A 12,687-nucleotide genomic window follows, 5' to 3' on the forward strand; every position below is an offset into this window, starting at 1 on the left:
AAAAATAAAAAGTAAAAGAAAATCTAAATAAAGAAAATGAAGAAAAAGTTAATACTGGAGTCCGGTGAAGTGTTTCATGGAGAAGGTTTCGGAACAGAATTGGAAACTGCAGGAGAAGTAGTTTTCAATACCGGAATGACAGGGTATCAAGAACTGATTTCTGATCCGTCATATTGCGGTCAGATTGTTTGTATGACCTATCCGCTTATCGGAAACTATGGGATTAATAGAGATGACTATGAGAGTATTGAGCCGGCGATCAAGGGTCTTATTGTAAAAGAACTTTGTGATCTGCCTTCCAATTTCCGTACTCAGATTACTTTAGATGAGTTATTTAAAAGGAAAAACCTTTCAGGAATTTCAGGGATTGATACGAGAAGACTTACAAGAATTCTTCGTAATTCCGGAGTAGTGAAAGGAAAAATTGTAAACGCTGATGCTGATGAAAGCGCAGTTGTAGCAGAATTAAAATCTACAAACTTTCTTACCAATCAGGTAGAACAGGTTTCTACAAAAACGCCTTATGCCAATCCGGGAAGAGGTTTGAAAGTAGTATTGGTAGACTTTGGTTCTAAATTAGGAATTATCAGAGAATTATCTCAAAGAAACTGTGATATCACGGTAGTTTCTCAGGATGTAACGGCAGAAGAGATTTTGCTGATGAATCCTGACGGAGTAATGCTTTCAAACGGTCCTGGAGATCCGGAAGATAACCAACAAGCACTGGAAATGATTAATGGAATTTTAGGAAAAGTTCCGATTTTCGGAATCTGTCTAGGACACCAGTTGATCGGTCTGGCTTGTGGAGCTAAAACTTTCAAACTAAAATTCGGACACAGAGGAGGAAACCACCCTGTATTGGATTTAGAGAAAAACAAAGTGGCCATCACTTCTCAGAACCACGGGTATGCAGTAGACCAAGAGAGTTTGAAAGGGACAGATTTAATTGAAACGCACATCGCACTGAACGACAGAACCAACGAAGGTCTGAAACACAAAATTCACCCTTGTTTCTCCGTTCAGTATCACCCGGAAGCTAGCCCAGGTCCGGAAGATGCGAACTACTTATTTGATGAATTCATTGAATTAATGGAAAACTTCAAAAAGTAAGACAGCAAGTTTGTCATTCTGATGCAGGAAGAATCTCAGAAATCAAGAATGGCAATGTGTAAAAATTAACTCTAAATAAAAACAGTGCTAAAAGTTTAACATTTAAACTTATGGCATCTAACATCTAACTTAGAAATGGCAAAACGTACAGATATAAAAACAATTTTAGTAATCGGTTCAGGACCTATTATCATCGGTCAGGCAGCGGAATTTGATTACGCAGGAACGCAGGCTTGTCTGTCTTTGAAGGAAGAAGGCTACAAGGTAATTTTGATCAATTCAAACCCTGCAACGATTATGACAGATGTTGAAATCGCAGATAAAGTATATATCGAGCCGATTTCACTTCAGTTTGTAAGTCATATCATTAGAAAAGAGCGTCCAGATGCACTTTTACCGACTCTTGGAGGTCAGACTGGACTGAACATGGCGGTAGAATTGGAAAAATCAGGTATTCTTGAAGAATGTAAAGTTGAGGTTTTAGGAACAAAACTATCAGCGATCAACAGAGCGGAAGACAGAGATTTGTTCCGTGAATTGATGAGAGAACTGAACGAACCGGTTCCTGAATCTGACATCGTAAACACGGTAGAAGGAGCATTAAACTTTGCTGACAATATCGGATATCCAGTAATTGTTCGTCCTGCTTTCACCATGGGTGGAACAGGAGGTGGTATCGCTTCCAATGAAGTTGAACTAAAAGAAATTGCTGAATTAGGATTAAAACACAGTCCGGTAACTCAGTGTCTGATCGAAAAATCAATCGCAGGTTTCAAAGAAATTGAATATGAGGTAATGCGTGATGCAAACGACAACGCGATTGTAGTTTGTAACATGGAAAATATTGATCCGGTTGGAGTTCACACAGGAGATTCAATTGTTGTAGCGCCTTCTCAAACGCTTTCGGACAGAGAATACCAGTTACTGAGAAACGCTTCATTAAAAATCATCAGAGCATTAGGAATTGAAGGTGGATGTAACGTACAGTTGGCATTAGATCCACATTCATTCGACTATTATATTATCGAGGTAAACCCGAGAGTTTCCCGTTCATCAGCTTTAGCATCTAAAGCAACGGGTTATCCGATTGCGAAAATTGCAGCAAAAATCGCAGTAGGCTTAACACTTGATGAAATCATGAATCCGGTTACAGGGAAGACTTATGCTTGTTTCGAGCCAGCTTTAGATTATGTAGTAACTAAATTCCCGAGATTCCCATTCGATAAATTCGAAACGGCGGATAGAAGATTATCAACGCAAATGAAAGCAACGGGTGAAGTAATGGCGATCGGAAGAAATTTCGAAGAGTCTTTACAAAAAGCGATCCGTTCTCTGGAAACAGGAATTAAACATATCGGTTTAAAAACCAAGCAGGCAGCAGCTCTTACAGCTGAAGAAATCGAAAGAAGAATCAGAGTGTGTGATGATGAAAGATTGTTCATCATCGGAGATGCTTTAAGAAGAGGGTATGATTGGGAACAAATCGTAGAATGGAGTAAAATCGATAAATTCTTCATCTGGAAGATCAAGAAATTAATTGATTTCGAAAAAGTTATCGCTGAAAATAAATTCAACAAAGAAATCGTTTTAGAAGCTAAGAAATTAGGTTTTGCAGATGTAAACATTGCAGTTCTTTGGAATGTAACGGAGCGTGAAGTGTTCAATTTCAGAAAAGAAAACGGAGTGATGCCGGTTTATAAAATGGTAGACACCTGCGCTGCGGAATTCGAATCTGAAACTCCATATTTCTACGGAACGTACGAAGAAGAAAACGAATCTGTAGTTTCAAATAAAGAAAAAATCATTGTTCTAGGTTCAGGACCGATCAGAATCGGACAGGGAGTTGAGTTTGATTATGCAACAGTTCACTCAGTTTGGGCAATCAAGGAAATGGGTTACGAAGCAATCATCATCAACAACAACCCTGAAACGGTTTCTACAGACTTCTCAATCTCAGATAAATTATACTTCGAGCCTTTAACGGAAGAAGATGTAATGAACATCATTGAGCTAGAAAAACCAAAAGGAGTTGTAGTACAGTTCGGTGGCCAAACTGCGATCAACCTGGCTGATAAATTGGCTTCTCACGGAGTTCAGATCTTAGGAACTTCTTTGGAAGATTTAGACAGAGCTGAAAACAGAGATAAATTTGAAAAAGCGCTTCAGGAAATGCAGATTCCTCAGCCTTTAGGAAAAACGTCAACCTCAAAAGAAGAAGCGATAAAAATTGCTAATGAAATAGGTTATCCGGTGTTGGTTCGTCCGAGCTATGTCTTAGGAGGTAGAGCGATGGAAATTGTGTACTCAGAAAGCGAACTGGCTCACTATATGGAATTTGCGGTAGACGCAAGTCCGGAACATCCGGTTTTGGTCGACAGATACATGGTTGGAAAAGAAATAGAAGTTGATGCGATCTGTGATGGAGAAACGGTAATCATTCCGGGGATTATGGAACATATCGAAAGAGCAGGAGTTCACTCCGGAGACTCGATTGCTGTGTATCCTCCTCAAAATATCTCACAAAGTGAAGTTGATACGTTGGTAGATTACACACAAAGACTGGCAAAAGGATTGAATGTAGTTGGTTTAATGAATATTCAGTATGTTCTTTTTGAAGGAAATGTGTATGTGATCGAGGTAAATCCACGTTCATCGAGAACGGTTCCTTTCTTATCTAAAATCACGGATGTTCCAATGGCAAACTTGGCTACGAAAGCAATTTTAGGTCAAAAGCTAACTGATTTAGGATATAAAAACGGATTGGTTCCAAATAAAGAGGGAGTTTTCGTAAAAGTTCCGGTGTTCTCTTTCTCAAAACTAACGAAAGTTGACATCTCTTTAGGTCCTGAAATGAAGTCTACAGGAGAGGTTATGGGTAAAGACACGACATTAGAAAAAGCATTGTATAAAGGATTGGTTGCAGCAGGAAGAAAAGTCCCTATGCATGGTTCTATCTTGTTCACAGTAGCGGATAAACACAAGCAGGAAGCAGCTGATTTGGCGGCTAGATTCCATGAAGTTGGTTTCAGAATCTGGGCAACGGAAGGAACAGCGAAATTCTTCGAAGAAAAAGGAATTCCTTGTAAAATAGGATACAAAATCGGAGAGGAAAGTGTAAACCTGATCGACCTGATCCAGAAAGGAAAAGTTCAGTACGTTGTCAACACCACTACAAAAGGAAAGCAGGCTGAAAGAGACGGTTTCCAGATCAGAAGAATGAGTGTGGAAAACGGTGTTCCTTGTTTAACATCCATGGATACAGTTGAAGCCATTTTAAAAGTAATCGAAAGCATGAGTTTCAAAATGGAGACAATGTAATTTTCGGATTAAGATATCTTTAAAACGCATCTTTTCAAGGTGCGTTTTTTTGTTTTATAATATGACTAAAATTTATAAATTAGAAAAAATAAATGCTAGCTTAACAAATGACTAATACTATAAGATCAATAATTTTTTCACTTAGTATTCTGCTAATTTCCTGCAATCAAACAAAAAAGCAAAAACGGATTGATGATAAGATTTTAAGATCGAAAGTTATTTCTGATTCGACAAATAAGCTGTCTGGTAAACCCGTTTTTAAAGCTGATAAAAAAGTGAAAACTTTAATTCTGGATTATAATGCGATTTCCTGTAGTTGCGCACAGTGGAGCGAATCGAAATCAAATAAAAAAGAATATTACTGGCTGGAACCTGCGAATGAAAAATTAATAAATGCGGATCATTTATTTAATGGGGATAATTTACCAGTACAAATTAAAGTAACAGGTCAGATTGTTAGTGAAAATGGGTTTCCTAAAAGACATAGTTTATCAAAAGTAAACGAGAATGAAGCAGGGAAAGTCTTTCGGTATACAAATATTGAAGTACTTAAAAAGTAAATCTTCATATATGATTAGCAATTATGATCACTTTATAAAAATTAATTTTTTGAGAATGAATTCATTAAATTAGCTTTGAAATTATAATTTAGATTCAAAGATAGTGGGGAAATATAATATCAAAAAATTACCAAAAGGATTCCGGTTTTTATTGAGTTTGAAAGAGATTAAAGAAATAGAAAACCATGCTGATCTAAAGTTTACAAATGTCACTTATGGCAGCTTGGCAAATTCAAAAATATTTAATGATGAATCATTTTTTCAGAGCAGTTTTCGAGGTTTTTCAATTCAAGGCTTAAAAAAAGGATCAATTTGGGAATTTAGTTTATTGCAAAAGGGATTTAGAGATGAATTATTACCCGAAATTTATGAAATAGATATCAAAAAAATGATAAAGGAAAAAGTAAAAGATTATCTGAGTAAAGTTTATTATTCCAAAGAAACAGATTGTTACAATAATCCGCAACTTTGGTGTTTGATTTCTATAATTCAAAATAAAGCAGATGTTTCTTGGACAGAATCAAAATAAAACTTCGTAACCAATCATTAAATCAAACAATATGAGTTCACAAAATTTCTCTTACACACTCACCACCTCAAAATCTCCAAATGAAATTTTTAATAGATTAATTGATCCAAAACAATGGTGGAATGGCCTACACGATGAAATTATCACTGGAAAATCTGAAAAGATAAATGATGTATTCATTTTTGATGCGGGAAACGGAGTACATCATACCGAGCAAAAACTGATAGAAGTTATTCCGGATAAAAAGATTGTCTGGGAAGTTACGGACAGCAATCTGACATTTGCAAGCAAGACTGATGAATGGACGGGAACGAAAATAAGCTTTGAAATTTTTAAAGAAGACCATAGAACAAAAATTGTTTTTACACACGATGGATTAACTCCACAATTTGAATGTTATGATGGCTGTTCTGGCGCTTGGCTGCAATATTTGATGCAGCTTGAGAAGAATTTAAATGAATAGTATTTAACCATAAAAATCCATACTTTGCATTGCGCTAATTATTATATGTCGATTATGAAAGCAGGAATGTAAGCTGAGATTATAAAGAAACTATGATGAGCAGAGGGTAAGGGCTGCTCAATTTTTTATTTTAAGATTTAATTAATACCAATAAAAAACACCAAATGACGAAACATCAGAAAAGAGTAGGTGAGGTCTATCATTTTTTTGATAACAAAGACACTGTTTTAGGATTCAGGAAATTGCTGGATTGTGCAATGGATACTCAGAATATGGAAATCTACAAAGAATCCATTGAGTTAACCGACTGGAAAGAGCAATATCCAGCGTATACCGAAGAGCTGATTGAAAAATCCAAAATTCTTCTTCAAAAAATAGAAAAAATTCCGGTAAAAGAACATTCGCTGGAGAAATCTGTGCTTCGGGCCCGAAATATTTTAAAATCCTACGGAAGCAATCGCTTTTCTTTAGGTCCGGTTTCTATGGAAATCAATAAAGGCCAGGTTTATGGACTGGTAGGAGAGAACGGAAACGGAAAAACGACTCTTTTGAGGATTTTGGCTAAAGAGATCTCTCATAATGAAGGCGAACTGCATTATTCTTTTACCATACAGCCCAAAGATGAATATGACCTTCGTACAAAACTGATATATATTCCACAAAGAACTGCAAAATGGTATGGAAGCTTAAAAGATAATTTAAAATTTGTGTTGTCAAATTATGGGGTTGCTCCTGAAGAAAACGAGACGAGAACTTTAATGATGATTGCCCGTCTCGGGCTTTGGAATTACAAACACCTGAAATGGAATGAGCTTTCTTCCGGATATAAAATGCGTTTTGAACTGGCGAGAACCCTTTTGAGACAACCTGAAATTCTGCTATTGGATGAACCTTTGGCGAATCTTGATGTACTCGCTCAACAGGTGATTTTGGAAGATCTTAAATCGATCGCAAATTCTGTAAACAATCCGATTGCCTTGATTTTAAGCTCACAGCAATTGTATGAAGTAGAGAAGGTTTCTGATAAAGTAATTTTCCTTAAAAACGGTCAGTATAAAGACAACTCTGAATTAAAAGATACGGAAAATGATCATCTGATCATAGAAATCGACACTCCGAATTCCAGAGAAGAATTGCTGGAGGTCTTCAAAAATTTCAGTTTAGAAAAACTTAATTTTAACGGAGGGGTTTATGTGGCTTATTTTTCGGCGGAAACTGAATTTTATGAAGTCATAACAGCGCTTGGAAATGCCAAAGCAGAAATCGTGTATATCCGTAATATTTCATCCTCTACAAGAAGATTCTTTGTAAGCTAAATCCTTTTAATTTCGACAGAAAATGCAAAAAATATTTAAGTTCAACCAATATGTACTCGAAAAATATCCTACCATATGGAATACTAAAATTATATGGATGGTTTTGGCGAGTATTGTCATTCACATTTTGTTTTTTATCATTGGGTATTTTTCCCATATCAATCCTGTTTCACTTCAGAAGTTTGAGGTAAAAGATGATTATTTCAGAGATGGGATGATTTTTATTCACCTTATCATTTCTATTTTAATGATTGTAGGATGGCTGATCATGATGTTTAAAAATAATGCGTTTAAAACCTACTATCCCTCATCCAAAAGCAAATTGTTTCTACAGTTTGTACAATATTTTATCATCATTTTTGCGTGTACAACATTCTATTTCTCTTATATGACGGGGTTTAAAATGTTTATTAAAAACAAGTATCCGGATAAAGAAATGCTTGGGAATATTGATGTCATCAACAGGGCAACGCCCTTCCTGTCGCAGGAAATGAATAACTATACTTTGGATAACAGAAAATATCCTAAAATTTTTAATGATCTTTATTGTGAGACCAATATCAATGAAATCAATAGAAACAAGAAATACTTTGTCTATCACAACAATGTGTATCAGTTTTATTCTGTGTTTTCCAAAATCTCGTATAAAAAAGATAAGTATGACAATTATGAGTTTCCGGCGAAAATGGATAAAAAACTTTTGGCCTATTCAGAAAAAAAGGAAAACTGTGAAGTATTTTATTTCAAAAAAGAGGTAGTAGATCTTTCTTCGTCTATTAAAACAACAGGTTTAACGTATTACAATTTTTCAGATATATTTTATGATAATGAATTAAATAATAAAGCAGGATATTCAGAAAATAAATACAATGAATTAGTTGTTGATGATTATATTAAAGACCTGCAGAATAAAAAATCTTATGCAATTAATAAAAGTGTTGCGGAGCTGTTGGATAAAAAAAATCCGGCTGAAGTAGAGATACTTCTAAATAAATTTTTAAAAATATCAAAAGAATTTGGGATTGAAAATAATTTGGAACCTAAGCAATGGACGAAAATGATTGTTGCACCTCAAAATCCGAATTTTGAAGTCAGATATTTTATCAGAAAATCTGAAAAAGACAGAAAAGATGACGATTTGGCTGTTGATTTAGGCTACGACACAGCGATAGATTCTGCGGCTGTTGTTGCAGACAACGGAACGATTGTGAATGATACGATAACTATTAAAATGTTTAACCCGAACATCAATAATGAAATTTCTTTAGAAGAGTATTACAAAAACAATCTTACGGATTACTATTATTACAGTGATCATCTTAGGGATCTTCTTATTAATGTTGATACGATGAAGTCTTTTGATTTTTTTACACAAAATATTCATGTTTATATCTGGATTGCATTTTTCATTTCCATACTCATTTTTAGTTTCAGAATTACGGGATTGAAATCTGTTCTGTTTAGCTTAATCAGTTCGGGGGTATTGACTTTGGGCGTGACATTACTTACAGTTCTGTATTCTTTAATCGTAGGCGGAAGAGAAGAATTCTTTGTGATGTATTTTCTTTTAATCCTTGCACTGTTTATTTTGCTGGTTCCGATACTTATGATGAGAAAATTTGGAAAGCTCATTTCCTCAATTTTTGTAAATATTTCAATGATTGGCTTTGTATTATTTGTATTACTGATTTTCGGAATTATTTCCCTACATCAGAGAAATGCTTGTCAGGATGTTTATAGAAACTGCAAAACACTGATTGAATATTTAGATTTTAATGTAAGTTATATCATTTTGGTTTGCGGCTTTATATTTATGTATTTCTACATGTCCGTTATTCAGAAATGGAAAGCGATGCCACAATAAATAATAATGAGCCCTGTAATTCTTTGCAGGGTTTGTTATTGTAATTCATTTTATAATAATATGTGGATTACTTATAACTGAAAAATACTTGTCCATTTTTCGGTTGCATGCAGAATGCAGATAACACTAGTTTTGTAAAAAAATAATATGACACATATTCAGACTTTTAAAGAACTGCATAAAAACGAAGAGCCTTTATTATTAGGAAATGTATGGAATCCGCAAAGTGCCAAAGTATATGAAAAATTAGGATACAAAGCATTGGCAACCTCCAGTTCGGCTGTTGCCCATAGTTTAGGATATGAAGATGGTGAAAATATGACCTTTGGTGAGTATCTTTATATTGTTGAACGAATTTTAAAATCTATATCAATTCCATTAACAGTAGATTTGGAAGGTGGTTATGGAAAAAATGCTAAAGAAATTGTTTCAAATATTTCAAAGCTTGCCGAAATAGGAGTGGTTGGAATCAATATTGAAGACAGTTTGATAGTAAATGGAATCAGACAAATTACAGATAAAGTGATTTTTTATGAAAAGCTGAAATCGGTTATTTCAAAATTAAAAGAAAACAATGTTGATATATTCGTTAACCTGAGAACAGATCCGTTTTTATTGGGATTGGAAAATCCTGTAGAAGAAACACTTCAGAGAATAAAACTCTTTGAAGAAACAGGAATTGACGGGATTTTTGTTCCTTGTATTACTTCAGAAAATGATATTGAAACAATTGTAAACGAAACACAGCTTCCGGTGAATGTAATGGCGATGCCTGAACTTCCGGACTTTGCTACATTAAAAAGATTGGGAGTGAAAAGAATTTCTTCAGGTAATTTTGCCAATGGATATATTTATAAAAGCTTAGAAGAAAAAGGTCGGGAAATTATAAAAGAAAAAAGTTTTTCACCTATTTTTATATCATCATGAAATTGACAGAGGACAGAATGTATCAGGCATCTCTGGATAAGGATTCTTCATTTGAAGGAACCTACTGGATGGCTGTAAAAACGACCGGAATATTTTGCCGGCCGACCTGTACTGCGCGAAAACCCAAAAAGGAAAACGTAGAATTTTTCCTAAGTACAGAAGAAGCTATTGAAAAAGGATACCGTGCCTGTAAGATTTGCAAACCTCTGAAAAAATTAAATGAAACCCCTCAATATATTCAGGAGTTATTAACAGAACTGGCACAAAATATATCGCTGAAAATAAAAGATGCAGATCTCTCAAAAAGAAATATAGAACCAGTGACACTCCGCCGCTGGTTTTTAAAAAATCATGGAATGACTTTTCAGGCTTTTCAAAGAGAATTCCGGATGAATGCTGCTTTTAAGAAAATTAAGAATGGAGAAAGCATTATAGAAACGGCTTTGGATTCAGGATATGAAAGCTTAAGCGGTTTTAATGAAGGATTTAAAAATATTTTGGGAACTTCCCCGAAAAAAAGTAAAAGACAAATGATTATTGATCTTAAAAGAATTGAAACCCCTCTCGGAACCATGTTTGCCTGTGCTGTTGAGGAAGGAATTTGTCTGCTCGAATTTACAGACCGCAAAAATATGGACAAACAATTCATTTCATTATCGAAAGCTTTGAATGCGGAAATTGTGCAGGGTGAAAATAAACATTTTAAACAACTTGAGGAGGAATTAAAAGAATATTTTGAAGGCAAAAGACAAACATTTGAAGTTCCGTTATTTACAACAGGGACTCAGTTTCAGGAGAAAGTCTGGCAACTCTTAAGAGAAATCCCAATAGGCGAAATCAGAACCTATAAACAACAATCAGAACTTCTCGGAAATCCGAAAGCGATTCGCGCTGTTGGAACGGCAAATGGGATCAATAAAATTGCCATTTTAATTCCCTGCCATCGTGTGATTGGCTCCAACGGTGATTTGGTGGGCTATGCGGGAGGAATATGGAGAAAACAAAAATTATTGGAACTGGAGAAGGCTATTCTGTTTTGATTTTGTAATTTTAAACAAAAATTTACACGTGAAAAAGTTACTATTTGCACTTTGCATATCAACATCAGTTTTCAGTTTTGCACAGGATTATTCCGTACCGGCTGTAAGTCCGCGTCAGAAGGTGGAGCAGCAGTTTTCAATGTCTAAAATCACAGTTGACTACGGAAGACCGGGAGTGAAAGGTCGTAAGATTTTTGGTGATCTGGTTCCTTACGGACAGGTTTGGAGAGCCGGAGCAAATTCATCAACAAAAATTACTTTCGGACAGTCTGTTAATTTCGGCGGGAAAGTAGTTCCGGCAGGAACGTATGGTTTATTTATCGTTCCCACAGAAAAAGAATGGAAAGTTATCTTAAATAAAGATTTTCAGCAATGGGGCGCTTATACGTATGATCCAAAACAGGATGTAGTAGATGTTACAGTTCCGGTAAATAAACTTGTGGATAAGCAAGAGTGGTTTGAAATTACTTTAAACCCAACAGATGAAAATACAGGGAATTTAGTGATCAAATGGGATACTTCTGAAGCTGAAGTAAGCTTAAAACCCGCAAAATTAGATGCTGTAATTAAAATTTCAGACAAACTGAAAGAAATCAAAAAGATCGAATCTGATGCCGCAAAAGCCAAAAGCTAAAATCACTCTGATTTAAAATAAAAATATACCGATGAAATTTTCTATACAAACCATTTTAGAAAATCAGGACTATCAATTAATCCCCTTACAGCAAGGGGATTTTGAATATCTATACGAAGTAGCTTCCGATCCTGAAGTCTGGAAGCAGCATCCTAACAAAGACCGTTACCAACGAGAAGTTTTTGAGAACTTTTTCAAAGGAGCCATAGAAAGCAAAGGAGCTTTTAAGATTGTTGAAAAGTCAAACGGAGATATTTTGGGAAGCACCCGTTTTTATGACTTTGACGAAAACAGAAATAGTATTTTTATTGGCTATACGTTTTACGGAACAAGATCCTGGGGAAAAGGAATTAATCCTCAGATAAAAAAAATAATGCTAGACTATATTTTTCAGTTTGTAGATACTGTTTACTTCCATATCGGAAAAGAAAATTTCCGTTCACAGACTGCACTAGAACGGCTTGGCGGACAAAAAATTGCAGAAGAGGAGGTTGCTTATTTCGGAGAACCTACAAGAACCAATTTTGTATATGAAATTAAAAAAGAAAACTGGATATGAAAAAATATAAAATTCAAACATCACCATTTGTAGTTCCTACCACTGATGGTAAATTAATAGAAGAACATTGGGGGCACTCAACGCAGAATTCCAATATTTCAATTGCTCATATGGTAGCACCACCAGATTGGAGTGAACCGCACCAAACTCCAGAATTTGATGAGTTTACCTTAATTATTTCCGGGAAAAAACAATTTGAAATTGACGGAGAAATAGTGACGTTAGAAAAAGGACAAAGTATTTTGATTGAAAAAGGAGCAAGAATCCGTTACAGCAATCCCTTTTCTGAACCTTGTGAATATGTAGCCATTTGCCTTCCTGCTTTCTCTATGGAATTGGTAAACAGAGAAGAGTAGAGGAGTTGGGA

Annotated in this window: 12 protein-coding genes; all 12 read left to right on the forward strand. The window is 35.1% G+C overall.

The features are described 5' to 3' along the window. The first annotated feature begins 36 nt into the window (after positions 1-36). The 12 genes from P0Y62_01610 to P0Y62_01665 all read left to right on the forward strand — a co-directional run bounded on the left by P0Y62_01610 (position 37) and on the right by P0Y62_01665 (position 12,676). Positions 37-1,110: a carbamoyl phosphate synthase small subunit gene (locus tag P0Y62_01610; protein WEK70252.1), complete on the forward strand. Its 1,074-nt coding sequence runs from the start codon at positions 37-39 to the stop codon at positions 1,108-1,110. A gap of 135 nt (positions 1,111-1,245) precedes the next feature. Then, entirely contained in the window at positions 1,246-4,428 is a 3,183-nt protein-coding gene (carB, locus tag P0Y62_01615; GenBank protein ID WEK70253.1) for a carbamoyl-phosphate synthase large subunit, read from the forward strand. A gap of 107 nt (positions 4,429-4,535) precedes the next feature. Next, positions 4,536-4,988, forward strand: a complete 453-nt coding sequence (locus P0Y62_01620) for a hypothetical protein (GenBank protein ID WEK70254.1) — start codon at positions 4,536-4,538, stop codon at positions 4,986-4,988. A 103-nt stretch (positions 4,989-5,091) separates the two neighbouring features. Beyond that, on the forward strand, positions 5,092-5,517 hold the full coding sequence (locus P0Y62_01625) for a hypothetical protein (protein ID WEK70255.1): 426 nt from the start codon (positions 5,092-5,094) through the stop codon (positions 5,515-5,517). Between the two features lie 31 nt (positions 5,518-5,548). Further along, complete coding sequence (locus tag P0Y62_01630; protein ID WEK70256.1) at positions 5,549-5,980, forward strand: SRPBCC domain-containing protein; 432 nt, start codon at positions 5,549-5,551, stop codon at positions 5,978-5,980. Positions 5,981-6,144: 164 nt separating this feature from the next. Next, on the forward strand, positions 6,145-7,296 hold the full coding sequence (locus P0Y62_01635; GenBank protein ID WEK70257.1) for an ABC transporter ATP-binding protein: 1,152 nt from the start codon (positions 6,145-6,147) through the stop codon (positions 7,294-7,296). A gap of 22 nt (positions 7,297-7,318) precedes the next feature. Next, a complete protein-coding gene (locus P0Y62_01640; protein WEK70258.1) occupies positions 7,319-9,160 on the forward strand; it encodes a hypothetical protein in 1,842 nt (613 codons plus the stop codon). A gap of 147 nt (positions 9,161-9,307) precedes the next feature. Further along, on the forward strand, positions 9,308-10,087 hold the full coding sequence (locus tag P0Y62_01645; protein WEK70259.1) for an isocitrate lyase/phosphoenolpyruvate mutase family protein: 780 nt from the start codon (positions 9,308-9,310) through the stop codon (positions 10,085-10,087). Continuing rightward, positions 10,084-11,127 (forward strand): methylated-DNA--[protein]-cysteine S-methyltransferase, encoded by a 1,044-nt coding sequence (locus P0Y62_01650; GenBank protein ID WEK70260.1) that lies wholly within the window; start codon positions 10,084-10,086, stop codon positions 11,125-11,127. The genes P0Y62_01645 and P0Y62_01650 overlap by 4 nt, the downstream gene beginning before the upstream one ends. Positions 11,128-11,155: 28 nt before the next feature. After that, positions 11,156-11,761 (forward strand): DUF2911 domain-containing protein, encoded by a 606-nt coding sequence (locus P0Y62_01655; protein ID WEK70261.1) that lies wholly within the window; start codon positions 11,156-11,158, stop codon positions 11,759-11,761. 31 nt (positions 11,762-11,792) lie between these two features. Then, positions 11,793-12,320, forward strand: coding sequence for a GNAT family N-acetyltransferase (locus P0Y62_01660; protein WEK70262.1), 528 nt, complete (start codon positions 11,793-11,795; stop codon positions 12,318-12,320). Further along, positions 12,317-12,676 (forward strand): cupin domain-containing protein, encoded by a 360-nt coding sequence (locus tag P0Y62_01665; protein ID WEK70263.1) that lies wholly within the window; start codon positions 12,317-12,319, stop codon positions 12,674-12,676. The genes P0Y62_01660 and P0Y62_01665 overlap by 4 nt, the downstream gene beginning before the upstream one ends. Positions 12,677-12,687 lie beyond the last annotated feature (11 nt).

It is taken from the genome of Candidatus Chryseobacterium colombiense (assembly GCA_029203185.1).
GTDB lineage: Bacteria > Bacteroidota > Bacteroidia > Flavobacteriales > Weeksellaceae > Chryseobacterium > Chryseobacterium colombiense.